Source organism: Mycobacterium szulgai, assembly GCF_002116635.1.
In the GTDB taxonomy this organism is placed as follows: Bacteria; Actinomycetota; Actinomycetes; order Mycobacteriales; family Mycobacteriaceae; genus Mycobacterium; species Mycobacterium szulgai.
In genome coordinates this window covers 95258-120693 of record NZ_LQPW01000165.1, presented here as the reverse complement: position 1 = coordinate 120693, position 25436 = coordinate 95258, and the positions used below count along the sequence as shown (strand labels likewise).

Annotated in this window: 25 protein-coding genes; 13 read left to right on the top strand and 12 right to left on the bottom strand. The window is 64.8% G+C overall.

The window, feature by feature from the left end; genetic code table 11:
- Window positions 1-21: 21 nt before the first annotated feature.
- Complete coding sequence (locus AWC27_RS25435; protein WP_085673201.1) at window positions 22-1407, bottom strand: OFA family MFS transporter; 1386 nt, start codon at window positions 1405-1407, stop codon at window positions 22-24.
- 159 nt (window positions 1408-1566) lie between these two features.
- Here AWC27_RS25435 and AWC27_RS25430 point away from each other — a divergent pair, with 159 nt between their 5' ends.
- Both AWC27_RS25430 and AWC27_RS25425 read left to right on the top strand, forming a co-directional pair.
- Complete coding sequence (locus tag AWC27_RS25430) at window positions 1567-2700, top strand: phosphotransferase (RefSeq protein WP_425437519.1); 1134 nt, start codon at window positions 1567-1569, stop codon at window positions 2698-2700.
- Between the two features lie 3 nt (window positions 2701-2703).
- Entirely contained in the window at window positions 2704-3369 is a 666-nt protein-coding gene (locus tag AWC27_RS25425; RefSeq protein ID WP_085673061.1) for a DUF427 domain-containing protein, read from the top strand.
- Here AWC27_RS25425 and AWC27_RS25420 read toward each other — a convergent pair.
- Genes AWC27_RS25420 through AWC27_RS25410 form a run of 3 tightly spaced genes read right to left on the bottom strand, consistent with a single transcriptional unit; the run spans window position 3345 to window position 6321 of the window.
- Entirely contained in the window at window positions 3345-4508 is a 1164-nt protein-coding gene (locus tag AWC27_RS25420; RefSeq protein ID WP_085673059.1) for an acyl-CoA dehydrogenase family protein, read from the bottom strand. The two genes, AWC27_RS25425 and AWC27_RS25420, sit on opposite strands and share 25 nt — an antisense overlap.
- Entirely contained in the window at window positions 4509-5429 is a 921-nt protein-coding gene (locus AWC27_RS25415) for an LLM class F420-dependent oxidoreductase (protein ID WP_085673057.1), read from the bottom strand.
- A gap of 10 nt (window positions 5430-5439) precedes the next feature.
- Window positions 5440-6321, bottom strand: coding sequence for an acyl-CoA thioesterase (locus AWC27_RS25410; protein ID WP_372516924.1), 882 nt, complete (start codon window positions 6319-6321; stop codon window positions 5440-5442).
- Between the two features lie 113 nt (window positions 6322-6434).
- On the opposite strand from AWC27_RS25410, the gene AWC27_RS25405 reads away from it, so the two are divergent.
- From AWC27_RS25405 to AWC27_RS25395, 3 genes are read left to right on the top strand one after another with little or no spacing between them, the layout of a single operon-like run.
- Window positions 6435-7253 (top strand): SMP-30/gluconolactonase/LRE family protein, encoded by an 819-nt coding sequence (locus tag AWC27_RS25405; RefSeq protein ID WP_085673055.1) that lies wholly within the window; start codon window positions 6435-6437, stop codon window positions 7251-7253.
- The gene (locus tag AWC27_RS25400) at window positions 7253-8077 is read left to right on the top strand and encodes a thioesterase family protein (protein WP_085673053.1); all 825 of its coding nucleotides are present in this window, start codon (window positions 7253-7255) and stop codon (window positions 8075-8077) included. Before AWC27_RS25405 ends, AWC27_RS25400 begins: the two co-directional genes overlap by 1 nt.
- Window positions 8074-8619, top strand: a complete 546-nt coding sequence (locus AWC27_RS25395) for a TetR/AcrR family transcriptional regulator (protein WP_085673051.1) — start codon at window positions 8074-8076, stop codon at window positions 8617-8619. Before AWC27_RS25400 ends, AWC27_RS25395 begins: the two co-directional genes overlap by 4 nt.
- Here AWC27_RS25395 and AWC27_RS25390 read toward each other — a convergent pair.
- From AWC27_RS25390 to AWC27_RS25380, 3 genes are read right to left on the bottom strand one after another with little or no spacing between them, the layout of a single operon-like run.
- Window positions 8603-9937: an FAD-binding oxidoreductase gene (locus AWC27_RS25390; protein ID WP_085673049.1), complete on the bottom strand. Its 1335-nt coding sequence runs from the start codon at window positions 9935-9937 to the stop codon at window positions 8603-8605. The genes AWC27_RS25395 and AWC27_RS25390 overlap by 17 nt on opposite strands.
- Before the next feature lie 21 nt (window positions 9938-9958).
- Complete coding sequence (locus tag AWC27_RS25385; protein ID WP_085673047.1) at window positions 9959-10699, bottom strand: glucose 1-dehydrogenase; 741 nt, start codon at window positions 10697-10699, stop codon at window positions 9959-9961.
- Between the two features lie 18 nt (window positions 10700-10717).
- A complete protein-coding gene (locus tag AWC27_RS25380; RefSeq protein WP_085673045.1) occupies window positions 10718-11806 on the bottom strand; it encodes an NAD(P)H-dependent amine dehydrogenase family protein in 1089 nt (362 codons plus the stop codon).
- 91 nt (window positions 11807-11897) lie between these two features.
- On the opposite strand from AWC27_RS25380, the gene AWC27_RS25375 reads away from it, so the two are divergent.
- The 3 genes from AWC27_RS25375 to AWC27_RS25365 all read left to right on the top strand — a co-directional run bounded on the left by AWC27_RS25375 (window position 11898) and on the right by AWC27_RS25365 (window position 15885).
- Entirely contained in the window at window positions 11898-12815 is a 918-nt protein-coding gene (locus tag AWC27_RS25375) for an alpha/beta hydrolase (RefSeq protein WP_085673043.1), read from the top strand.
- 96 nt (window positions 12816-12911) lie between these two features.
- The gene (locus tag AWC27_RS25370) at window positions 12912-14372 is read left to right on the top strand and encodes a PE family protein (protein ID WP_085673041.1); all 1461 of its coding nucleotides are present in this window, start codon (window positions 12912-12914) and stop codon (window positions 14370-14372) included.
- 82 nt (window positions 14373-14454) lie between these two features.
- Entirely contained in the window at window positions 14455-15885 is a 1431-nt protein-coding gene (locus tag AWC27_RS25365; RefSeq protein ID WP_085673039.1) for a PE family protein, read from the top strand.
- Between the two features lie 12 nt (window positions 15886-15897).
- Here AWC27_RS25365 and AWC27_RS25360 read toward each other — a convergent pair whose 3' ends face one another.
- Window positions 15898-16521: a TetR/AcrR family transcriptional regulator gene (locus tag AWC27_RS25360; protein WP_085673037.1), complete on the bottom strand. Its 624-nt coding sequence runs from the start codon at window positions 16519-16521 to the stop codon at window positions 15898-15900.
- A gap of 123 nt (window positions 16522-16644) precedes the next feature.
- Between AWC27_RS25360 and AWC27_RS30555 the strand changes: the two genes are divergently transcribed.
- Window positions 16645-16773, top strand: a complete 129-nt coding sequence (locus AWC27_RS30555; protein WP_211281713.1) for a hypothetical protein — start codon at window positions 16645-16647, stop codon at window positions 16771-16773.
- 17 nt (window positions 16774-16790) lie between these two features.
- On the opposite strand, the gene AWC27_RS25355 is transcribed toward AWC27_RS30555, so the two are convergent.
- From AWC27_RS25355 to AWC27_RS25340, 4 genes are read right to left on the bottom strand one after another with little or no spacing between them, the layout of a single operon-like run.
- Window positions 16791-18215: an NAD(P)(+) transhydrogenase (Re/Si-specific) subunit beta gene (locus tag AWC27_RS25355; protein WP_085673035.1), complete on the bottom strand. Its 1425-nt coding sequence runs from the start codon at window positions 18213-18215 to the stop codon at window positions 16791-16793.
- Window positions 18212-18544 carry an NAD(P) transhydrogenase subunit alpha part 2 gene (locus AWC27_RS25350; RefSeq protein WP_085673033.1) on the bottom strand — a complete coding sequence of 111 codons (333 nt, stop codon included), beginning with the start codon at window positions 18542-18544 and terminating at the stop codon, window positions 18212-18214. Before AWC27_RS25350 ends, AWC27_RS25355 begins: the two co-directional genes overlap by 4 nt.
- A gap of 2 nt (window positions 18545-18546) precedes the next feature.
- Entirely contained in the window at window positions 18547-19647 is a 1101-nt protein-coding gene (locus AWC27_RS25345) for a Re/Si-specific NAD(P)(+) transhydrogenase subunit alpha (protein ID WP_085673031.1), read from the bottom strand.
- A 45-nt stretch (window positions 19648-19692) separates the two neighbouring features.
- The gene (locus tag AWC27_RS25340) at window positions 19693-20154 is read right to left on the bottom strand and encodes a nuclear transport factor 2 family protein (RefSeq protein ID WP_085673197.1); all 462 of its coding nucleotides are present in this window, start codon (window positions 20152-20154) and stop codon (window positions 19693-19695) included.
- 79 nt (window positions 20155-20233) lie between these two features.
- On the opposite strand from AWC27_RS25340, the gene AWC27_RS25335 reads away from it, so the two are divergent.
- From AWC27_RS25335 to AWC27_RS25320, 4 genes are all read left to right on the top strand, one after another.
- The gene (locus AWC27_RS25335; protein WP_139837213.1) at window positions 20234-21445 is read left to right on the top strand and encodes an acyl-CoA dehydrogenase family protein; all 1212 of its coding nucleotides are present in this window, start codon (window positions 20234-20236) and stop codon (window positions 21443-21445) included.
- Between the two features lies 1 nt (window position 21446).
- Complete coding sequence (locus AWC27_RS25330; protein WP_085673027.1) at window positions 21447-22280, top strand: tyrosine-protein phosphatase; 834 nt, start codon at window positions 21447-21449, stop codon at window positions 22278-22280.
- Between the two features lie 206 nt (window positions 22281-22486).
- Window positions 22487-23665 carry an acyl-CoA dehydrogenase family protein gene (locus tag AWC27_RS25325; RefSeq protein WP_085673025.1) on the top strand — a complete coding sequence of 393 codons (1179 nt, stop codon included), beginning with the start codon at window positions 22487-22489 and terminating at the stop codon, window positions 23663-23665.
- 122 nt (window positions 23666-23787) lie between these two features.
- Window positions 23788-25431, top strand: a complete 1644-nt coding sequence (locus AWC27_RS25320) for a PE family protein (RefSeq protein WP_264079378.1) — start codon at window positions 23788-23790, stop codon at window positions 25429-25431.
- The last annotated feature ends 5 nt before the right edge of the window (window positions 25432-25436 follow it).

The window sequence follows — 25436 nt, the reverse complement described above, 5'->3', positions numbered from 1 at the left end:
CCACCAACTACCGCCAAATGGCTAGGTCGCGGCCCGCGTCGGCCACATGATGCGAGGAAATACGAAGGCGCGTTTCGGCTGCCGCAGATCGGGCCGACGCAGGAAAATCGACAAGACGGCAGCGCAGAGACCGACGGTTCCGGCGATGCAGAACGCCGCGCGGTACCCCCAGGTCTCGACCAGCACCGACCCCAGGCCGGCACCGATCAATCCGGACACCATCTTGGAGCTGTAGACCAGGCCGTAGTTGGCGGCATTGTTGTTCTCGCCGAAGTAGTCCGCGGTCATCGCCGCAAACAGCGGATAAACCGCCCCGCCGCCGAAGCCGGAGACCATCGACGCAAGCAGGAACAGCGGCAGATTGTCGATGGAGCCGGCAAGGTAGACCGCATACTGGGCCAGCCCGAGCACCACGCACACGAAGACCAGCGTCTCCCGGCGCCCGTAGCGATCGGAGATCCAGCCGATCACGCCGCGTCCGGTGCCATTGATGAACGCGTTGAGGCTCATGGCAAGCGCTACCACTCCACCAGCGAAACCGACGTCCTTACCGAACGGCACCTGCATGGCGATCCCGAAAATATTGATGCCCGCGGTGCACAGCAGGACGACCCACATGAGCGGCAGGATGCCCGTCTTGATCGCCTCCATGGGCGTGTACTGGGTGAGCGCTGGTGGATTCTTGCGCAGGCAACGGCCTATCCGCGCGTCATCGGCCACCCCAAGCGGATCGATATGCGGTGGCCACCAGTTCTTCGGCGGGTCCTTGAAGAAGAAGCCGCTCATCGCAACGGATCCGGCCAGGAAAATCCCGACCACCAGCAGCACGCCCCGGTAATTGCTCAGGTCGAGGAAGTTGGCGAATAGAAAGATGAAAGGCATTGATCCGTAAGCGAATCCGCTGTCGACAAAGCCCGTTTTGCCACCCTTGCGTTCGGGATACCACTTACCGACCATGGTGATGCAGGTGGCGTAGACCAGACCGGCTCCGCCGCCCCCGAACAACCCGAAGCCCACATAGGCCAGGACGACGTGTGGGGCGTACGCCAGCGATAGGTAACCCGATAGCGCGCCCACCGCGCCGAGCATCATGGCCGTGCGAGCCGGCAACCGTCCGCTTTCGCGCAGCCGGCCTGCCGGGAAAGCCACCGCGGCCTGGAAGAGGACCCACACCCCCAGCAGCCAGAAAATGTGAGCGCCGCGCCAACCGTGTGCTGCCGACAGCGTGTCCCGTGCCGAGGTAAAGGCATATTCGGACGAGCTGATGGCCATCATGGCGATCCACGGAAGCCATACCATCCACACGCGGGACCGCCCCAGGATGTCGCGATCGGTCTCCCCGATCCGATACACCCGGCCGTTCCCGTCTACCACCTCGTGATAGCTCGCTTGCGCTGGCGCATTCATGCGTGCCGGAACCCCTTCGAATAAGTGGAGGTTGACGACTTTTGCGCTCACGCCGGTGTGATCAATTAGTTGCGATTGCAATAGTAGCGTTAGGAACCTTTTTTTGCGAATTTGACTTCCTTTACACTATTTCGACGATTTGTAATGCAGAGGGGACCGGTGTCAGAGCAGCCCGCTAGCCGCGCCGTCGCGCTGACTCGCTTGACCACACATCTGGGCCGTGGCCTGCGACGAGTCGCAACGGATGCCGCCCTGGGCGGCGCCAGATCATTTCCGCGCCGAATTCAGGATCTCGACGCGGCCACGCTGTCGCGAATCATGGGGCGCACGGTGTCGTCCGTGAAGATCATCGGCGACACCAGCGGCACCACAACCCGCGCCCGGCTGGCGCTCTGCGCCGACGACGTGCCCGGTTCGGTATTCGTCAAAATGGCAGCGCAGACGACGGCAACGCGACTGATCGGTGAGCTGGGCCGGCTGGGCGAGACTGAAATCCGGTTCTACCGGCAGCTGTCGCCGCAGCTGGCCGCCGGGGTGCCAACCCACCTCGGTTCGGCGTTCGACACGCCCACCGGACGTTTCGTGCTGGTCCTCGAAGACTTAGCGGCCCAGCGGTGCGAGTTCCCGGATACCCTGCACCCCTTCAATAAAGACCAAGCCTGCCTACTAGTGGAGCTGCTCGCCCAACTGCACGCCGGTTTCTTCGGCCGGCTGAGCGACCGACCATACACATGGCTTTACTCGGGTTCCACCGATCCCAGCGTCCCGCTGGTACCGGCCATGCTGCGAACGTCGTTGCGCCGCTTGGTAACCCGCACCGACATCCCCGTTCACGAAGGCGACTTCATCGTCGAGCAGTACCCCACGGTCGCCCGCATCATCGACACACCACCGCATACGGTGCTGCACGGCGATGCACACCCGGGCAACACTTATTTCCGTGCCGGGACGGCGGGCCTGTTGGACTGGCAAGCCGTCCGGCGCGGTCACCCCATGCGCGACATCGCATACACCCTCGTCACCAGCATGACCACCAGCGACCGGCAAGCCTGCCAGCGCGACTTGCTGGAGACCTATCGGCGCGCCCTGGCCGCGTGCGGCGGTCCCGAGCTTGAATCCGAACAACTATGGCTGCGCTACCGGCAAGCCGCTGCCTACACGTACGTCGCCGCAGCGGTCACCGCCGGACTTGGCGGCATGCAGACCGAAGATATCGCGCAGGCGGGGTTGCGGCTGGCGGTCGCGGCGCTGGGCGACCTGGAGACCGAGGCGGCCCTGCGAAAGGGGTTGTGACACATGAGTTTGGTAGCCGGACGCGGTCCACTCAGCAACGATCCCGCCGGGTGGTTCACTCCCCCGATATCCGGCGAGGTGGTCTATATCGAGCCGCATCCGCGCCGCATCCAGGCGTTTCGGAACGGCCGGCTGATGATCGACACCGAGCGGGCGCTGTTGATACACAGGCGAAATCAGCCACTTGGCTATGTATTTCCCGACGGCACGGTCGTCGGCTTACCGGCCGAGCCTGAACCAAATGCGCCCGGATACGTCCGGGTGCCATGGGACGCCGTCGACACCTGGTTCGAGGAAGGGCGCAAGCTCGTACACTATCCACCGAACCCGTATCACCGCGTGGACTGCCGCCCGACCAAGCGGCGGCTACGGGTCAGCATCGGCACCACCGTGCTCGTCGACACCGACGACACCGTCATCGTTTTCGAAACCGCGCTAGCACCAAGGCTTTACGTAAATCCCGCGCACGTGCGCACCGACCTACTACGACGCAGCGACACCGAGAGCTACTGCAACTACAAAGGTGTGGCGACGTATTGGTCTGCGACTCTGGCAGATATCGAGGACATCGCCTGGAGCTACGACGATCCGCTACCGGAAAGCGTTGTCATCAAAGGGTTTCTGAGTTTCGACACCGACCGCGTTCAGGTGGCCGCCGAGCTGCCATAGCTCGGGCGTCCCAACCCGAGCGCGTGCTGGGCGATCATGTTACGGAATACCTCCAGGGTGCCGCCGTATATCCCCATCGGCAGCGCCAGCCGGAAGAGGTATTCCGCCGCGCCTTCTCCGACGGATCCAGCGGCATCGGAAGGCAGAGCGGCTTGCAGCCCAACGATATCCATCAATTCTCCGGAGATATCGCGCATCGTCTGCCCGATCGCTACCCGGCCGAACATCCCGGGAGTCGACAGCGCCGCCTCCATCCGCGCGAAGCTGCGCCCCAGCCGGTACTTGACCGACTCGTCGGCCACCTCCCCCACCAGTCCGGCAACCGTGTCCACTGCCTCAGCCATCAACATGCCGTGGCCGGCCATCGCCGCGACATCGCGCAGGCCATGGTCTTCGGCGTCGACGAGGCCGTGTTCGGCATCCAGCGCGGCGCGCATCACGGTCCACCCCTCGTTCACCTCCCCGATCCGGTACAGATCGTCGACTCGCACGTCGCTGTAGTAGACGATGTTGGTGCGGTCGCCGTCCAGCGTCCGGATTGGCCGTATTTCGATGCCCGCCGAATCCAGTGGCACCAGAAACATGGTCAAGTTGCGGTGTTTGCGCCCTTGGGGATCGGTGTTGGTAAGCAGAAAGACGTACTGGGCATTCTGCGCATTCGAGGTGAACATCTTGGAGCCGTTGATAATCCACACCGAACCATCCCGAACGGCCCGCGTCTTACAGGTGGCCACATCCGAGCCACCCTCCGGCTCGGTGTAACCCAGGCACAGCCGGATCTCCCCGGACAGCACTCCCGGCAGCACTGCGCTCACCAACTCCGCAGCCGCGAACTGTGCTACCAGGCGCGCCACCACAGAGGTGGTTCCCCAGTGATACCAAGGCGTATGGGCCCGGGCGATCTCCAGGGCGAAGATACGCCGGCGCACCGCGTCGAACCCGCCTTCGGACTCGAGTTTCCAGTCTCCGGCCAGATATCCTGCTGCGCCCAGCGCCGCATGCACGCCTTCGTCGAAGTTCTCACCGGACTCCCGATCCCGGCGGCGCACCTCGTCGGTGACATGTTCGGTCACGAACGCACGGATCTGTTCGAGGAATTCCTTGTCCTCGGTGCAGAGTTCGACTCGTGCGAAGTCCATCTAGATCATGTCCAACACCGACGCGCGGAACCTGTCGATGCTCTCCAGCGCGTGTACCAGGCTGTCTCCGGGCAGGCTGACCTGTACCCAGGTAACCCCCACCGCCGCAAGCTTTTCCAGCCCGCAAAGGTAGGCGTCGGCGTTGAACGCGTCGCCGGCCGGGCTGCCGCCCTTGAAGTTGGTGAAGGTGACGTCGACGCCCGACCAATCCTTGCCGGCCGCGTCACATCGACGTCGCAAGTCGTCGATGCCCGCTACCAGACCATCCACCGAATCGATGACGGCGGTGCCCGCGGTGCGTGCCAGACCAGCCGGTGCCGGGAACGGGCACCAGCCGTCGCCGTATTCAGCGACCCGCTGGCGCGCGGCCCCGGTATTGCCCCCTATCCAAATCGGCGGATGCGGCCGCGAAACGGGCAGCGGGTGTGCGGTGATACCGCGAGCGCTGAAATGCCGCCCCTCATAAGTGATGTCGTCGGTGGTCCACACCGCGCGAATGACCGCCAAAGCTTCCTCGAACAACTCGGCACGCTCGTCATAGTTGACGCCCAACGCGGCGAATTCCCGCTTGAGATATCCCACGCCCACCGCAAGGGTGAAGCGCCCGCCGGACAGCAGGTCCAAGGTTGCACCGGACTTGGCCACCACGAACGGATTTCGATAGGGCAGCACCACGATGTTGGGAATCAACCGCAAAGATGTGGTCCGTGCCGCCGCAAAGCCAAGCGCCACAAACGGATCCAGTGCGTCATGCCCGCCGGCTTCCAGCCACCGCTGCGACGGGGCGGGATGGTCGGTGAAGCCGAACCCGTCGAACCCGGCCGCCTCGGCCGCCGCCGCTACCGTCGCTATGCCGGATCCACTCGCCATTTCCGGGTTGTAGGGATGGGTGTGCATGGGATGAGTAATGGTGAAGCGCATGGCATTTGGCCTAGAACCGCGACCGGGCGTCGATCGTCGAGTCGGTGCTGCGCAGTGGCCGGATGAGCGCCTCTTGGGCGAACGATGCCAGCAGCTCGCCCTCTTGCGTGTGCACAGTGCCGCGCACGTACGACATGCCGGCGCCCACCTGAGTGCTTTCATGGGTGTAGAGCAGCCAACCGTCCCAGCGCACCGGCTCATGGAAGGCGACCGAGATCGTCATCGGCGCGGTCGACACCGTTAAATGCGCCTGACTGGTGCCGATGCCGGCATGTGCGCGCATAGTAGTGGAAATCCCAAGGTGCCCAGTGAAATACGCCACCAGCGCCTTGGCCAAGTCGTCACGGACGGGAATGGGATCGTAATGCAGCCACGCGTACAGCTCCGGCGGCCCCACCTCGTCGGGGCTATTGACATCGACCACGTCGACGAGGCGCAGCTCCCGGCCCCGCATCGGCATCTCCGACGGGTGGGCCTGCTCGGGTGGGGCTACGTCCGGGCGCGGCAGATGATGGCGGATCACGTCACCCGACGGGACGTCGGCCAGCACCGTCACACTCAAGCAGCGACGGCCGTTCTGCTGCACGCCGACAACAGCCGTGGCCGTCGACCGCCCTTCGTGCACCACATCGATCACGAACTCCACCGGCGGCCCGACGGTAACGGCGCGGGAGAACACCGCGTGCGCCGAGCGCACCGACTTGCCCTGGAACCGCTGGGCCACGGCGACAATCGCCTGTGCCAGAACCTGGGTGCCTTCCACAACCTGCCGCTCGTCCTGGCCCGCCAGGCCGGTGCCGGCGGTAAACCGATCGGGCCCGTCGGCCTGCACTTCGAACAGTTCGAGTAGGCCCTCGACAGACCACTGGGCCTGCTCAGATTCCGTGGTCACACGGCCCAGCGTGACATTTTGCACAACATTTGTAAAGCGAGCGGGCAACCGCGCCCGCGTTGACAGCAACGCCTGAGATGCATGACACTTTTGCGGTGATTTGTAAAGGCACGATGACCCCGACGCCGTTGGCCGACGACTTCTGCTTCGGCGAGGGTCCGCGCTGGTTCGAAGGACTGCTCTGGTTCTCCGACATGCTCGGCGAAGCCGTGCACACCTCAGACATGCGTGGGTCCCTGACCACCCTGCCGCTGCCCGGCCACTCCCCGTCCGGCCTTGGCTTTCGGCCCGACGGGTCGCTGTTGATCGCCTCGGCCGAAGACCGGCTGGTACTGCGCTACGACGGCGAAAGCGTGGTCACCATCGCCGACCTGCACACGCTGGCGCCGGCGAACCTCGGTGACATGGTCATCGACCACGCCGGGCGCGCCTACATCGGCGCCCAGGCATTCAGTGGTGGTGTCATCATCCGCCTCGATCCCGATGACACCGCCACAGTGGTCGCCGAGGATCTCGACTTTCCCAACGGGATGGCGATCACACCGGATCACCGGACCTTGATCGTCGCCGAGTCCATGGCCCGGCGGCTGACCGCCTTCACCATCGCGGACAACGGCGCGCTCACCGATCGCCGCGTCTTCGCCGACGGCCTGGACGGCCCGCCCGACGGCATCGCGCTGGACGCCGAGGGCGGCGTGTGGACGTCGATGACGCTGGCTCACCAGTTCGAGCGGATCACCGAGGGCGGCGAAGTCACTGACCGGATCGACATGGGTGACCGGGTCGCCATCGCCTGCACCCTGGGTGGGCCCGAGCGCCGCACGCTGTTTTTGCTGTCCAGCACCGACGCCTACCCCAAGCGCCTGATCGGCACCAAGCTCTCCCGGCTGGACGCCGTGCTCGTCGAAGCCCCGGGCGCGGGGCTGCCGTAATGACCGACTCTTACTACGAATTGATCGATAACGCGGACACACGCGGCGAGAAGTTCTTGGCGACCGATCTGGCGCGCGGCACCTGGTCGGCCGCGATACAACACGGTGGGCCGGTGTCGGCGCTGCTGGTCCGCGCCCTGGAACGCTGCGAGCAGCGCAACGACACCCGGCTCAGCCGGGTGGTGGTCGATCTCTTGGGCCCGGTGCCCGTCGAGGGTGACCTCTGGGTGCGCCCGCGATCCGAACGCAGCGGCAAACAGATCGAGCTGGTGACCGCCGAAATGCTGGCACTGGGTCCCGACGGGCAACCACGGCCGGTGGCCCGGGCCAGCGGATGGCGGTTGCAGCAGCTGGACACCGCGGCCATCGCGCATGCGGCCGCACCACCACCGCGGCCGCTGGCTGAAGCGCGTGACCGCAACCTCAAGGCCCGAATGTGGGACCGCAACTATGTGCACAGCCTGGAGTGGCTCTGGCTGACCGAACCGCTGACACCAGGTCCGGGCGAATCCTGGATCAAGCCGACGGTCGACCTGGTCAGCGGCGAGGGCATGACCCAGCTGGAACGGCTGTTCGCGGTGGCCGACTGCGCCAACGGCATCGGCAGCAAGCTGGACATCACCAAGTGGACCTTCCTCAACACCGACCTGGCCGTGCACGTGTTCCGAATTCCCGAAGGTGATTGGATCGGTATTCGAGCAGAAACCAGCTACGGCCCGGACGGCATCGGAACGACAGTTGGCACGCTTTACGACGAGCAGGGGGCGGTCGGCGCCATCCAGCAATCCGTGCTGGTGCGCCCCCGTCCGGGGAGACAGACATGAGCCAGCCGGTGCAGGCGACCGACGCAGCCGACGACACCTCGACTCGCCAGCGGATCCTCGCGGCCACCGCGGAGGTGTTGGCCCGCAGCGGCAAGACCAAGCTCAGCCTCTCGGAGGTCGCCACCCAGGCCGGTGTGTCCCGCCCCACGCTCTACCGCTGGTTCGCCTCCAAAGAGGAGTTGCTGTCGGCGTTTTCCAGCTATGAGCGCCAGGTCTTCGAAATCGGATTGGCGAAGGCAACCGCGGGCCTCAAGGGTGTGGACCGCCTCGATGCGGCACTGCGGTTCATCGTCGACTACCAGTACTCGTACTCGGGCGTGCGGATGGTCGACATCGAACCAGAACATGTCCTGGCGCAGATGTCCGGAGCCATCCCGGAGATGCGCGAGGGTCTGCAGCGGCTGCTGCCCGGGCCCAATGCCGCGGTCAAAGCGGCGACGGTGATCCGAATTGCGATCTCGCACTACGTGGTTCGAAGCGACGACGCCGAGCAGTTCCTGGCCCAGTTGCGGCACGCGGTCGGGATCAAGGGGACGGACTGAACAGCACCGCGGGATTCAGGAACCCTGTCGGATCCAGCGCCGCCTTGATTGTCCGCATCGCGGCAATATCGGCCGGATCCCGGGACATGCCCAGGTAAGGCCGTTTCAGGGTGCCGACGCCGTGCTCGGAGCTGACATTGCCGCCGGCGCCGGCGATCAGCGCCATCATCTCGGGGTATAGATCGGCTTCCCGCTCCAGCGGGAAGCGCAACACGTTGAGGTGTAGGTTCCCCTCACCGACGTGGCCGAACAGTACCGGCAGCGCGTCCTCGCCGTGCGCCAGCACCAATTCGACCGCGTCCCTGGCGAATTCGGCAACAGCAGCCAGCGGCAGGCAAACGTCGAACTTCAGCGGCGGACCATAGCGGCCCAGCGTCTCGGCCAGCGATTCGCGTACCCGCCAAAGCCGTTGCTGCGCGGCAACATCCATTCCCACCGCAGGCTCCCCGCACAACTCCACACCGTCGAGTAGCTCCGCCAGCCGTTCGGTCTGATCGTGATCGGCGGCAAGTTCCACCAACAGCAGCCAGTCACCCGGCACGGGGCGCTCTCCGGTCAGCAACGCGGCACGGCCGTCGATCAGCTCCAGCGCGGCGATGCCATCCACGTCACGGAACACCCGGCCGGCGTCGACCAGCGCGGAGAGATCGGCGAAGCCGCACACCGCCGTCAGCCGATGCGACGGCGCCCGGTGCAGCCGCAGATCCAGCGCGGTGATGACACCCAGGGTGCCCTCGGCGCCGACGAACAGCGCCGGCAAGTCATAGCCGGTGTTGTCGCGGCGCACCGGGCTGTGCCGGTGCAGCAGGGAACCGTCGGGCAACGCCACATCCAGCCCGACGACCTGCTCGGCCATGTTGCCGTAGCGCACCGTGCGCAATCCGCCGGCATTCGTCGACGCCATACCGCCCACCGTCGCACTGTCGCGCGCTGACAGGTCCACCCCGAACAACAGACCGGCCGTCGCAGCCGCGTGCTGCACGGCGGCCAAGGTGGCACCAGCGTCCACCGTGACCCGCCGTTCGACACGATCGACATCGCTGACGACACATAGCCTTTCGGTGGACAGCAGCACGTCGTCGTGCTCTGGTACCGTGCCGGCAACCAGCGACGTGCGCCCGCCTTGCACGGTGACGAACGCCCCCGCCTCCCGGCACACCCGCAGCACCGCGGCAACCTGATCTGCGCTACCGGGCCGAACCAGCGCGCTGGCCCGGCCCCGATAACGGCCGGTGTGGTCGATGCTGCGGGCCGCCAGCACATCGGCGTCGGTGACGACGTGGTTCGAACCGACCACATCCGCCAGACTGCGCAGCATGTTCGCGGTTATAGCACCGCCTTAGAACTGCTTGTGCGGCACGTCGGTCACCAGCCCGCCGTCCATGATGAACTCACTGCCAGTCGCGTATGACGCGTCATCGCTGGCCAGGAACACCACGAAGGTGGACACTTCCCGCGCCTCGGCGGGACGGCCCAGCGGAATGGTGACCATGTCCTCGGGCAGGTGTGCGGTCATCGGGGTGCGGATGAAACCGGGATGCAGCGAGTTCACCCGGATGTTCAGCGGCGCCAACTCCAACGCCGCCGACTTGGTGATGCCGCGAACCGCCCACTTGGAGGCGACGTAGGGATGCACCATCGGCGCGCCGCGGATGCCCTCGATAGAGGACACGTTGATTATCGACCCGCCGCCGGCCGCGGTCATCGGGTCGACAGCCACCCGCATCCCCAGGAAGGTCCCGGTCAGGTTGACGTCAATCACCTTCTGCCACTTGTCCATCCGGAATTCCCGCAGCGGTCCGGCGGCGACGATGCCGGCGTTGTTCACCAGCACGTCGAGTTTGCCGAACTCGCCGGTCGCCGTCGCGACGGCGGCCTCCCACTGCTCGAGCTGCGTCACGTCCAGGTGCACATAGCGGGCCGTACCACCGATTTCACGGGCAAGGGCTTCTCCCTCCTCGTCGAGAATGTCGCCGATCACCACCTTGGCGCCTTCGGCCACCAGCAGGCGTGCATGTTCGGCGCCCATCCCGCGGGCACCGCCGCTGATCAGTGCAACTTTCCCGTCTACCCGGCCCATGCAGCGGGCTCCTTTCGGTTAGGTGGCCACCAAATCGGTTGGTGCGTAAAGGCCTTTCCCGGTGACCAGCGGCAGATCCAGCGTGGTTCTGATGCCCGGTGGCGCGGCGACCACCGCCGGTATGGCGTTGACGATGCGGCCGGCCGCACCGACGATCGCCGCGTGATTGTGGTCGCCCTTGCGGCTGCTCGGCACGATGTCCACGGCGTAGGACGGCTCACCGGTGATCTCGACGCGGTAGGAGCCGCCGCCGGCTGCCGGTTGCGGCCAGTCCGGCCGCAGGTCGGGACGCAACCGGGTGATGTGCTCGATGACGATGGCCGGCTGCCCGTTGACCATGCCGCGGATCTCGAACTGCAGGGCGGCTTGGGTGCCCTTGGCGACTCGTCCCACCGCGATGTCGAAGTCGTCCGGCGCCGGTTCACGTTGAATCGACTGGGTGATCTCGTCGACGTCGATGCCCAGTCCGGCCGCCAACTGACGGATCGCCGTCCCCCAGGCGAAGGTCAACACGCCCGGTTGCAGCAACATCGGCACCTCGTCCAGCGGCCGGCCGAATCCCATGTAGGACATGACCTCGGAGCCGTCGTAGGACGCGTAGTCGGCGATCTCCATGCAGCGCACCCGTTCGATGCGCTGACAGGTGCCGGCCAGCGCGAACGGAATGAGGTCGTTGATGAATCCCGGGTCCACGCCGTTGACGAAGACACTCGAATTGCCCCGTTGCGCAGCATCTTCCACCCGCGCGATGTACTTCTCCGGCATGACGCCCCAGGGGTATTGCAGCAGCCCGGGCGAGGACCCCACGACGTTGATACCGGCCGCCAGAATGCGCATGACGTCACGCATTGCGTCGGGCAGCCGGGTGTCGCCCATCGCGCAGTAGACGACGCATTCGGGTCGGGTTGCCAGTACGGCATCGAGGTCGTCAACGGCCTTGACGCCGGTGTCCCGGTCTACCCCGCACAGCTCGCCGGCGTCGCGGCCGACCTTTTCGGGCGTGGACACACAGAGGCCGGTCAATTCGAACGCGGGATTGGTGAGGAGTTCGACAAGGGCCAGTCGTCCGACATTTCCGGTGCCGACATGAGCGACGCGGATCGCCATGGGTGTTCTCCGTCCCGGTGTGCAGCGCTGCAACGTTTCTAGACACTAGTCCTCAATTTGCGACGCCAGCCGGGCAGGCAGAATTGGCGCTATGGCACCGCGTGAGGACGTTACGTTCAGCTCCGGCCCGACCTCCGGTAGCGACCGGATCAGCGCCTGGCTCTACCGGCCCACGGGCGAGGACGACGCGCCGTTGCTGGTGATGGCGCACGGCCTCGGGGCGGTACGCACCATGCGATTGGATGCCTACGCCGAACGGTTCAGCGCGGCCGGCTACGCGTGCCTGGTGTTCGATTACCGCAACTTCGGCGACAGCGAGGGCGAGCCGCGTCAGCTTCTCGACATCCGGATGGAGCTGGCCGACTGGGCCGCCGCCGTCGCCTACGCACACACCCTGCCCGGCATAGATCACAGCCGAATTGCCGTGTGGGGCACCTCTTTTGGTGGCGGCCACGTGATCACCACCGCCGCCCGAGTGCCGGGCATTGCCGCCGCCATCGCGCAGTGTCCCTTCACCGACGGCATCGCGTCACTGCGAGCCATCAACCCGGTGACCGTCGCCCGCCTCACCGCGGCGGCGGTGCGCGATCTCGTCGGCGGGTGGGCGGGACGGCCCCCGTTGCTGATCGCCACCGCCGGTAAGCCCGGCGAGCTTGCAGCCATGACCGCACCCGATGCTTACCAGGGTTACCTGAGCCTGGTGCCGGCAGGCGCCCAGCTGCGCAACGAAATCGCCGCACGCATTGCGCTGCAGGTCGCCATGTACCGCCCGGGCCGCCACGCCAAGCAGGTTTCGTGCCCAATCCTGTTCTGCGTGTGCGAGAACGACTCGGTGGCACCGGCCGGCCCAACCCTGCGGTATGCGGCCCAGGCTCCCCGCGGCGAAGTCAAGAGGTATCCCGAAGGTCATTTCGCCATCTACCTCGGCGACGCCTTCGAGCGGGTGATCGCCGACCAGATCAGCTTCCTCGAGAAATACCTGAAACCGGCGCCTGCCAAGGGCGCCTAAGAAGGTTGCCCAAACCCCGGACGTACCAGCCAGGCGCGCTCTACTCTCGGTAAATACCTAATACCCGCGGTAGCGGGTCGGGGAAGGACTGGGGAGATGTCGCAGTTGCTGGTTGCCCCTGAGCTATTGGCGTCCGCCGCCGGTGATGTGAACGGAATTTCAGCGGCGCTCCGTGCGGCCAACGCTGCCGCCGCCGCGCCGACATCCTCGCTAGTGGCCGCTGCCGGCGACGAGATATCGACCGCCACGGCCGCATTGTTCAGCGGCTACGCCCAGGAGTACCAGGCCGTGCTCAAGCAGGTGGGCGCTTTTGAGTTCGAGTTCGCCCAGGCGTTGGCCGCCGCCGCCAGCAGCTACACCCAAGCCGAGGCCGCCGCAGGCGCGGCCCTGGCCGGCGCGTCGAACGCGGTCAACGCACCGATCCAGTCGCTGTTAGGCCAAGCCGCAACCGGCGGCGGCGCTCCGGTGGCGGCCGCGACGACCGCGCTGATCATGGGCGGCACCGCCAACCCGCTGCCCGACCTCTTCTACATCGCGGACGTAAACAAGAACTACATCCAGAAGCTATTTCTCGGGGCCATCCCGCAGGGCCTGTTCACACCCGAGCAGTTCTGGCCGGTCACCCCCGACCTCGGCAACATGACCTACAACCAGTCCACCGCCAAAGGCGTTGCCATACTTGACGCCGCGATCAAGCACCAGATCGTCGATCTGGGGAACAAGGTGGTCGGGTTCGGCTACTCGCAGAGCGCCTCGATCGTCAACAACGAAATCCTGGCGCTCATGGCGGCCGGCTCGCCATACCAGGGTGACCTGTCCTTCATCATGGCCGCGGCCGGCAACAACCCCAACGGCGGTCTGCTGGCGCGATTCCCCGGCTTCTACCTCCCGTTCCTGGACGTGCCGTTCAATGGCGCTACTCCGGCGAACAACCCTTACCCGACCCAGATCTTCACCGCCCAGTACGACGGCATCGCCCACACCCCGCAGTACCCGCTGCACATCCTGTCCGACATCAACGCCGTCATGGGCTACTTCTACGTGCACCCGAACTACCCGACTTTCCCGGCCACCGATGCGGTGCCGTTGCCGACGTCCCCCGGCTACACCGGCAACACCCAGTACTACATGTTCTTGACTCAAGACCTCCCGCTACTGCAGCCGATCCGCAATATCCCCTATGCCGGTCCCCCGATAGCCGACTTGTTCCAGCCGCAGCTACGGGTGCTGGTCGACATGGGTTACTCGGACTACGGCTATGCCGACCTGCCCACTCCGGCCGGGCTGCTGTCGATACCCAACCCGATCAACATCGGCTACTACCTGATCAAGGGCACCCTGCAGGCGCCGTATGCCGCCGCGGTGGAGATCGGGGTGGAGGCCGGATTCTGGGGACCAGAGTATTTCCCGGACACCTATCCGTGGGTTCCATCCCTCAACCCCGGGCTGAACATCTACCTCGGCCCGGCCCTCAGCCAGCCCCCGGTGACGGCACTGTCGCTGCTCAGCGGCGGGCTCGGCGACGTGCTGCACATCATTCCGCCCATCTTCAACTGACGCAGCTGAGGATTGCAAAATGCCGGGTCTCCCGGCCGGCGCGCACTATGCTCTCAAAGCCCCGCGTCGAATAGGAGATTAGATGTCCTACGTGCTGGCGGCCCCCGAGACGTTGGCGACGGCGGCCGCAGACATCGACGGAATCAGCTCGGCGATCCGCGCGGCCAGCGCGTCTAGTGCGGCCCCGACGACAGGATTGCTGGCGGCAGCCGCCGACGAGGTGTCGGCCGCCACCGCGGCGCTGTTCAGCGACTACGCGCTCGAGTATCAAGAGGTCCTCAAGCTCGCTACGGCGTTCCACACCGAATTCACCCAGCTGCTGGCCGCCGCTGGGGCCGCCTACACACAGGCCGAGGCCGCCGCTGCCGCCTTGTTGTCGGGCGGCATCTTGTCGGGCGGCACCGGAGCCGGCGTCGCCACCGGCACGACGGCTTCAATTCCCGCGCTGTCCGGGAATCCCATAACCACCTTGATGATGGGCGGTACCGGTCAGCCCATACTCAGTGATCCCATCTTGGCCATCATTGACAGCGCATACATCCGCCCGCTATTCGGGCCCAACAATCCGATTGCCCAGTACACGCCCGAGCAGTGGTGGCCGTTTATCGGGAATCTGACACTCGACCAGTCAATTGCCCAAGGTGTCACGCTGCTGAACAACGGAATCAATGCGCAACTCCAAAGCGGGCACGACGTAGTCGTTTTCGGATACTCGCAAAGCTCCTCGGTTGCCACTCAAGAAATACGCGCTCTCATGGCGCTACCAGCCGGCCAGGCGCCGGATCCCAGCCGGCTCGCCTTCACGCTGATCGGTGATATCAACAACCCCAACGGCGGCATCCTGGAGCGTTACACCGGCCTGTACATCCCGTTCCTGGATATGTCGTTCACCGGCGCGACCCCGTCGAATTCGCCGTACCAGACCTACATTTACACCGGCCAGTACGACGGGTATGCGCATAATCCGCAGTATCCGCTGAATTTCTTATCGGACTTCAACGCCTTCCTTGGCATCAACGCGGTGCACAACGCCTATCCCTTCACCACCGCCGAAGTTGCCAATGCCATTCCATTACCGACATCTCCTGGGTATGCCGGCAACACCCACTACTACATGTTTTTGACCCAGAATCTGCCGCTGCTCGGACCCCTGCGCGCCATCCCATTGCTTGGGTCACCCATTGCCGAGCTGATTCAGCCTGACTTACGGGTGTTGGTTGACTTGGGCTACGGGTACGGCTACGCCGATGTGCCAACCCCGGCCAGTCTGTTGCCGCCGATCAACCCCTTCGCGGTGGCCTCCGCCCTGGTGAATGGGACAGTACAAGGCCCCCAGGCCGCCTTGGTCGACCTCGGATTGCTACCGCAGTCCTCGTTGCCCACCACGTATCCGTATCTCCCGTCGACGAATCCGGGGCTGATGTTCGACATCGGCCAGTCGAGTGTGACGGGGCTGTCGTTGCTCAGCGGAGCCATCGGTTCGGTGACGAGATGGATTCCGCCGATCAACTAGCTTCGGGTTCGCTTATGGCCCCAGTGGAGACGTCGTGCGAATCGCCTCGTCGCGGATCAGGCCGCGCAGCAATGCAGTGCTGAACTCGGCCGCGATCTCCTTGGCCGTGCGCCGCCCGCTTGGCCGCAACCAGCGGTAGCTACCCAGCGTCATGCCGATGTAGCCGAGTGCCACCACATGCGAGTCGCACTCGTAGAACTCGCCACTGGCGATGCCGCGGTCGATCAGGCCGTGCACGTGTTCGTAGACCTGCTGTTCCTTTTCGCGGACCTCGGCAACCTGGTCGGTGGTGAACCACTCGGTGATGTAGGGCTGCTCCTGGAAATAGACCGCGGCCCGTTCGGGATTGCCGGCGATACCCGTGAGCAGCCGGACGGTGTACTGGTACAGAGCTTCACGGGCCGTCCAGGTCGGGTCGTCATGCACTGCGGCCAGCGTGCCCTCGGCCGCCTGGCGGTAGATGTCGAACAGAATCAGCGCCTTGCTGGCGTAGTAGTGATAGACCGTCGCCTTGTTCAGCCCGATCACATCGGCGACGTCGTCCATCCGGGTGCCGTGATAGCCGCGCGCCGCGAACAGTTTCGTCGCGACGGCCAACAGCTCCTCACGGCGCGAAAGCCCAGTTTCGGATGGCATGGGTACTCACTATCGTCGCTTAGACCGGTTATCAATCAACTGGTTGGACAGTTTAGGCAAGGCACACGCTGGGTGTTGCACCGGAGCGGGTGCGACTAGACTCGCCAAAGAACGAAAGGTGGCCTGATGGATCCGAGCCCGGACTACGACGGAAGCGACGAGATCGAGTGGTTCATGCGGTACCTGCCGTGGGGGTTGCGCGGGGTTGAGGACGGCAACGGATACCCGCCGCCGGCCTACCCGCCCGTCTAGATTCGCGCGCTTTAGGGTTAGAGCGCCTTCAGCTCCTCGGCAACCTCGCTTACCGATTTCTTCGCGTCCCCGAACAGCATCGTGGTGCCCTCCCCGTAGAACAACGGGTTGTCGATGCCCGCGAACCCGGAGTTCATTGAGCGCTTCAGCACGATCACCGATTTAGCCTTGTCCACGTTGAGGATTGGCATGCCGTAGATCGGGCTGGATGCGTCGTTGCGGGCGGCCGGGTTGGTGACGTCGTTGGCGCCGATGACGATCGCGACGTCGGTGCGGGCGAATTCGTCGTTGATGTCGTCCATGTCCTTCATGGCGTCGTAGTCGACCTCGGCCTCGGCCAGCAACACGTTCATGTGCCCGGGCATGCGGCCGGCGACCGGGTGGATGGCGTACTTCACCGCCACCCCCTTGTCCTCCAGCAGCGACGCCATGTCCTTGACCGCGTGCTGGGCCTGGGCGACGGCCAGCCCGTAGCCCGGCACCACGATCACCTGGTTGGCGTAGGCCATCTGGATCGCGGCGTCGGCGGCCGAGGTGGCCTTGACGTGCTTGTCGCCGCCGCCGTCGCCGCTGGGCGCCACGCCGCCACCGCCGAAACCACCCGCGACGATCGCTGGGATCGAGCGGTTCATCGCCTTGGCCATCAGGTTGGTCAGGATCGAACCGGATGCGCCGACGATCATGCCGGCCACGATCATGGCGGTGTTGTTCAGTGCCAGACCCGCCGCCGCGGCCGACAGGCCCGTCATGGCGTTCAGCAGCGAGATGACCACCGGCATGTCGGCGCCACCGATCGGCAGCACCACCATCAGGCCCAGTACGCCGGCTGCGGCCAGCAGGCCGATCATCCACCACAGCGACACCCCGCCGGAGCCGGGGTGCGCGTCCAGGCCGATCACCACCGCGGCAACCACGGCCCCGGCCAGCAGCAGCAGGTTGATCGGCTGCTGAGCCTTGCCGAAGCCGATCGGCGCTCCGGAGATGATCTCCTGCAGCTTGCCGAACGCGATGATCGAACCCCAGAACGAGATCGACCCGATGATCGCGGCGAACAACGAAGCCACCACGATGTGAACGGTCGGCGACTCGCCGTGCTGGAACGCCGAAAAGCCGCGGGTCTCGATGAACTCCGCCAGGGCGATGAGTGCGACGGTCCCGCCGCCCACGCCGTTGAAGAACGCCACCAGCTGCGGCATAGCGGTCATCTTCGTCAGCCGGGCCGGTGGCACGCCCAGCACGACACCAACCACCAGGCCGGCGATGATGAGCACCCACTGGTCGGTGTGCCGGATCTTGATCAGGGTGGCCGCGACGGCCAGCGTCATGCCCACCGCGGCGATGAGGTTGCCGCGCACGGCGGTCTTCGGACCGGTTAGCCCCATCAAGCCGTAGATGAACAGGGCGAACGAGATGATGTAGAGGCCGATCACCAAGTAGTTCATTTGGCCGCCTCTTCGGATTTGGCCGTGGCAGGCAACGCCTTCTTCTTGCCCTTGAACATGCCCAGCATGCGGTCGGTGACGATGAAGCCGCCGATCACGTTCAGCGTGCCGAACACCGTCGCGACGAACAGGATGATCTGCACCGCGAGCGAGGGGTGTTCGACCGTGCCGAACACCACCAGCGCGCCGAGCACGACGATGCCGTGGATGGCGTTGGTGCCTGACATCAGCGGGGTATGCAGCGTGTTGGGCACCTTGGAGATCACCGCGAACCCGACGAACCCGGACAGCACCAGGATCGCCAGGTTGGCGAGAAGTTCGTCGTACATTTCTATGCTTTCTGTTCGCGGGTAACGCACGATTCGGCGATGACCTCGTCGTCGAAGTCCGGCGCCAACTTGCCGTCCTTGATCAGCAGGTCGAGCAGCGCGGTGATGTTCTTGCTATAAAGCTCGCTGGCGTGCTCGGGCATCGTCGCCGGCAGGTTCAGCGGCGAGGCGATCGTCACGTCGTGCTTGACGACGGTCTGCCCCGGCTCGGTGAGCTCGCAGTTGCCGCCGGTCTCGCCGGCGAGGTCCACCACCACGCTGCCAGGCTTCATGGCTTCCACCGCAGCGGCCGTCACCAGCCGCGGCGCCGGACGCCCGGGCACCAATGCCGTGGTGATCACCACATCGAAGCCGCTGATCGCCTTTTCCAGGGCTTCCTGTTGCTGGGCGCGTTCTTCGTCGGTGAGTTCGCGGGCGTAGCCGCCCTCGCCGGCCGCGTCGATCCCGACGTCCAGCCATTGCGCCCCCACCGAACGCACCTGGTCGGCGACCTCAGGCCGCACGTCGTACCCGGTGGTGCGGGCTCCGAGGCGTTTGGCGGTCGCCAGCGCCTGCAGTCCGGCCACGCCGACGCCCAGCACCAGCACCGTGGCCGGCTTCACCGTTCCGGCCGCCGTCGTCAGCATCGGGAAGAACCGCGTCGATTCCGACGCCGCCAACAACACGGCCTTGTAGCCAGAGACGTTGGCCTGCGAGGACAGCGCATCCATCACCTGCGCCCGCGAGATCCGCGGGATCGCCTCCAGCGCGAAGGCCTGCACACCGGCTGCTTTCAGCGCGCCGATCGAGTTCTCGGCGTTGCGCGGTGCCAGGAAGCCGATCAGCGTTTGCCCGCTGCGCAGCCGGCTCACCTCGTCCTTGGTGGGCGGGGCCACCTTGACCACGATGTCGGCGTCCCACGCGTCTCCGATGGTGGCCCCGGCGGCGGTGTACAGCTCGTCGGGAAGCAGCGCCCCCTCGCCGGCGCCGGCCTCGACTACGACCGCCACCCCACTGTTGACCAGGGAGGAAACAGCCTTCGGTACCAGCGCAACGCGCCGCTCGTCGGGCCCGGACTCGGCCACCACCCCGACCCTGGTGGCGTGGGTCTGCGGATCTGTCATGGCGCGTACATCTACTTTCTTACCTGGCCGGAACTTGACCGGGCGTTACCAGAGGGGCAATTCCCGGCCGTGCTCCGTTGCTGGACGGGGTCCGAAGTGTCGTCGCTCGGTCTCGGCGATCGGCACATCATTGATACTTGCTTCGCGGCGTGACATTAACCCGGTCGGGGTGAATTCCCAAAGTTCGTTGCCGTAACTGCGGTACCACTGGCCGGTGTGATCACGGCATTCGTACTGGAACCGAACGGCAATTCGGTTGTCGTGGAAGTCCCAGAGGCTCTTGCGCAGGGAGTAATCGAGTTCACGCTGCCACTTGCGAGTAAGAAATGCCACTATTTGGTCTCTGCCGACGATGTGCTCGTCGCGGTTTCGCCAGTGGGAGTCGAGCGTGTAGGCCCTGCTCACCTGCTCTGGGTCGCAGGTGTTCCAGGCGTCCTCCGCCGCCTGCACTTTCTGCATCGCGGTTTCGAGGGTGAACGGCGGGAACGGTGGCTTGGACTCGGTCATGCGGTCCATCGTGCGCCCAGGGCAACCTGATAAGAAGCCGCCCAGACCGTCGCCTATCGTGGCGGACATGGACTTTGCGATGTCGCCCAAGGCCATCGACTACCACCAGCGGCTGTCCGACTTCATGACGGAATACGTATTCCCCGCGGAAACCGAATACGACAAGTACCGTCACGGGGCCGGCCCGAATGACCACACCGTGCCGCCGGTCATTGAGGAACTGAAAACCAAAGCCAAAGCAGCCGGCCTGTGGAACCTGTTTCTGCCGGCCGAGTCGGGTCTGACCAACCTGGAATACGCGCCGCTGGCCGAGCTCACCGGCTGGAGCCTGGAGATCGCGCCCGAGGCGCTCAACTGCGCAGCGCCCGACACCGGCAACATGGAAACCCTGCATCTGTTCGCCACCGAGCAGCAACGCAAGCAGTGGCTCGAGCCATTGCTCAACGGCGAGATCCGCAGCGCCTTCTCAATGACCGAGCCCGCGGTCGCCAGCAGCGACGCCCGCAACATCGAGACCTCCATCGTCCGCGACGGCGGCGACTATGTGATCAACGGCCGCAAGTGGTGGACCTCGGGCGCATCCGACCCGCGCTGCAAAATCCTGATCGTGATGGGCCGCACCAACCCCGAAGCGGCCAGCCACCAGCAGCAGTCCATGGTGCTGGTGCCGATAGACACACCCGGGGTGACCGTCATCCGCTCGACGACCGTGTTCGGTTACCAAGACCAGCCCGGGCATTGCGAGATCAACTACGACAACGTCCGCGTACCGGTCACCAACCTGCTCGGCGAAGAGGGCGGCGGCTTCGCGATCGCCCAGGCCCGGCTGGGGCCCGGCCGCATCCATCACTGCATGCGCGCGCTCGGCGGAGCCGAACGCGCGCTGGCCCACATGGTGGACCGGGCGCAAAACCGGGTGGCTTTCGGCCGGCCGCTGGCCGAGCAGGGCGTGGTTCGCGAATCTATTGCCAAGTCCCGCAACGAAATCGACCAGGCCAGACTGCTCTGCGAGAAGGCGGCCTGGACCATCGACCAGCACGGCAACAAGGCCGCACATCTACTGGTTTCACAGATCAAAGCCGTCGCTCCGCGAGTTGCCTGCGATGTGATCGACCGCGCCATCCAGGTGCACGGCGCGGCCGGCGTCAGCGAGGACACCCCGCTGGCCCGAATGTATGGCTGGCATCGGGCCATGCGGATCTTCGACGGACCCGACGAGGTGCATATGCGGACCATCGCGCGTGCCGAGATCGGCGCCGAGAAATCCGCTTTCGCGGCGGCGGTCACCTGACATGCCGGTCCGGGATCTGCCGGGCGCGTGGAACTTTCGTGACGTCTCAGAAAGCACCGCAGCACTGCGGCCCGGACGGCTGTTCCGGTCCAGCGAACTGAGTCGTCTCGACGACGACGGCCGCGCAACATTGCGCCGGTTGGGCATCACCGACGTCGCCGACCTGCGGGCGGCCCGTGAGGTCGCCCGGCGCGGACCGGGACGGGTTCCCGACGGCGTCGACATCCACCTGTTGCCATTCCCGGACCTCGGTGACGATGGGGCGAACGCCGACGATGAAGCACCGCACGAAACCGCATTCCGGCGACTCCTCACCGGCGACGGATCCGACGAGGCCGACGAGTCCGAAGAAGCCATCAATGACGCCGCCGCGCGCTATATGACCGACGAATACCGCCAATTCCCCACCCGCAACGGCGCACAACGCGCCGTGCATCGGGTATTCACACTGCTCGCGGCGGGGCGCCCGGTGCTCACCCACTGTTTCGCCGGCAAGGATCGCACCGGCTTCGTGGTTGCCACCGTGCTGGAGGCGGTCGGCGTGGAACGTGACCTCATCGTCGCCGACTACCTGCGCAGCAACGACGCGGTGCCCGAACTGCGAACCCGGATCTCAGACATGATTGCGCAACGGTCCGACACTGAACTGACGCCGGAGGTGCTGACGTTCACCAAGGCCCGGCTTTCCGACGGGGTATTAGGCGTTCGTGCTGACTATCTGGCGGCGGCGTGGCAGACCATCGACGAGAGCTACGGATCTCTGGACAACTATTTGCGGGACGCGGGTATCACCCCCGCTGACGTGGACCGACTACGCACTGCGCTGCTGGTCTGAGGCCTGCTGGAACCGCGGATGTGCACATCCGTTATTTGCTGATGAGTCACGGGACCGTGTGCATATAGATTTCAATCACTTTCGGTCGTTAGCCTTACTGCCGCGCCCGTAGATCGGCACGGACGCCACTCGCCTTGCAGTGCTGAATCTGCTGCGCCGCAATGCAACTCACTCAGGATCTACATGGCAGGAAGGAGACCAGCCCGATGATCGAAGAGACATTGCAGGACGTCGACCTTGTCGAGAGGGTGCGTGCGGTTCTGCCTTCCATCGCCGCACGCGCAGCCGAAACCGAGTCGCTGCGCCGCGTCCCTGTGGAAAACGTCGACGCGTTACGCGAGGCCGGTTATCTGAGTGCGCTGGTTCCCGCCAAGTACGGCGGTCTGGAGCTCAGCCTCACCAAAGTCGGCACAGCCACCCGTTTGATTGCCAGGGCGTGCCCGTCGACCGCGTGGGCCATGGGTCTGCTGATGCTGCACTGTCACCCCATCGCAAACTTCAGCGAGCAGTTGCAGCACGAGATCTGGGGCAGCGGGGCCCAACCCCTCATCTGCTCTTCTGTTGCGCCAGTAGGTAAAACCACAAAAACCAAGGGCGGCATTCGGCTGAGCGGCCGCTTCAGCTTTTCCAGCGGATGCGAGCACGCGGGCTGGGCGATCCTGGGCTTCTCTTTGCCCAACGCCAACGGCGACGCCGAGCCCCACTTCGCCGTAGTGCCTCGGCACGACTACTCCATCGATGACGTTTGGTTCGCAATGGGATTGAGAGGTAGCGGCAGCCAGGACCTCGTGGTCGAGGACGCGTTCGTTCCGCACCATCGCTACGAGAAGATGTGGTTGCTTAACACCGGCCAGGCCAGCGGATTCGCCAGCCATCCGGCCCCGGTTTATCGGTTGCCGTTCGCGCCGGTGAATTCGTTGACCTTTCCCGCTGTCGCCCTCGGCGCCGCGGAGGCCTTGCGCGATCTGTATCGGGATCGGATCAGCACCCGGGTTCGCTCATACACCGGAGCAAAGGTGGTGGAGTCATCTCCGGCCCTGATGCGGCTGGCCGAGTCCAGCCACGAATTGGATGCCGCGGCCCGGATTCTGGACGGCCACTGGTCGGACATGGACGCGCGTTCGCAATCCCCCGACATCGCCGGTATGGACGAATGGGTCACTTGGCGTACCGGACAGACTTACGCCACTCGGCTGGCCGTACGTGCCGCCGATCGCCTGTTCGAAGCCGCCGGCGGCGGCGCGATTCGCAATGACAACCCCATTCAGCGGTACTGGCGCGACATCCACACCGCGGCATCCCACGCCTACTGCGATTACGACGTCGCCGCCCAGATGTTCGGGTCCTATTTGGCCCAAGTGGCTCCGCCGGCCGGCGTATTTTAAGAACATATGGGGTCGGCTCAAAGGCCAGACATAAACGCGAAATCCCTTTAGGCTCCAACGAGTACCGGCTTGACGGGCGAACATCCTGGCCCGTCGCCAGGAGGGATTAGGCGTTGTCGTACGTGTTCGTGCAGCCACCGATACTGTCCGCGGCGGCTACGGAGTTGGCAGGTATCGGCTCGGCGCTCAGCGAAGCGACTGCGGCCGCGGCGGGTCCGACTACGGGCATCGCGGCGGCGGCTGCCGACGAAGTCTCGACGGCACTGGCGAACATGTTCGGCGCGTTCGGCCAGGAGTACCAGGCCATCAGCGCACAGCTTTCCTCGTTCTACGCCGACTTGACCCAGCGACTGACCGCGACGGCCAATCTCTATATCAATAGCGAGGCCATAAATATCGCGACGCTGGTCCAGGGCGCAACGCAAGGGCTTTATACGCCGACATCGCCGACTGCCGTGCCGCCCGTATTCAATGACCAGGTCGCCATTGCCATGGGTGGCACCGGAATGATGATTCCTACACCCACTTACCTCAAGGGTGTCACCGACTTATACATTCACCACCTGTTCCCGGGCATTCCGGTGAAACCGCTGAATACTCCCGAGCAGTTGTATCCCATCACCGGCGTGAAATCGTTGCCCTTCGCGACCTCGGTGCGGGAGGGCGTGCAGATTCTCGACACGGCGATCTGGCAAGAGCTGCATGCCGGAAACCACGTGACGGTGTTCGGCTATTCGCAGAGCGCCGTGCTGGCGTCGCTGGAAATACAGCATTTCCTTTCACTGGGCCCGAATAAGCCAGACCCCAGCATGATTAACTTCATTTTCACCGGTAATGAGATGAATCCCAATGGCGGCATCCTCGCCCGTATCCCCGGTATTAACATAACCACTGTCGGTTTACCGTTCTACGGGGCGACTCCGGACAACCCGTATCAGATGACGACCTACACGATTGAATATGACGGTTTCGCAGATTTCCCGCGGTACCCATTGAACATAGTGTCCGACATCAATGCCATTTTCGGCATACTGACCGTGCACACCACGTATGCGAGCCTCACCCCCGACCAGATAGCGTCTGCCACGCTGCTGCCCACGGAGGGCCCGACGACCGGCACGTACTACATGATCAGCCACCCGCATCTGCCGCTGTTGGATCCGCTGCGGGCCATCCCGGTCATCGGAAATCCGCTAGCCGCTCTCATCGAGCCGAATCTGAAGGTGATTGTCAATCTGGGCTATGGCGACCCGAACTTCGGCTATTCGACGAGCGCCGCCAACGTACCCACACCCTTCGGCTTGTTCCCAGACGTGCCGCCGCACGTCATCGGCGACGCTCTGTACAGGGGAACCAATCAGGGAATCACCGACTTCATCGCGGCCCTGCCGACCGCGCTGACCACCGCGCCCACCATGCCGACGCTCGCCTTCCCGCCATATATCGACACGATCATGCCGCCGCCACCGATCCCTACACCGCCCACGCTGCAAAACGTCGTCGGAGTACTCGCCTCCGTGGCCTCCACTGGCTACTCAGTGTTGCTTCCGACGGCGGATCTGGCCGTGGCTATGGCCACCATTCTCCCGGCCTACAACGCCAACCTGTTCGTGAGCTCGCTGCTGCAGGGGAACCTGAAAGCTGCGATCGAGCTCCCCTTGGCTGCCACCTTTGGATTGGGAGCCTTGGCCGGAATGATCGAATTCATCGCGGTTGTCGAAGCGACGGCCGAAATCATTCAGGATTTGCAGAGTCTCGGCTTGTAATAGAG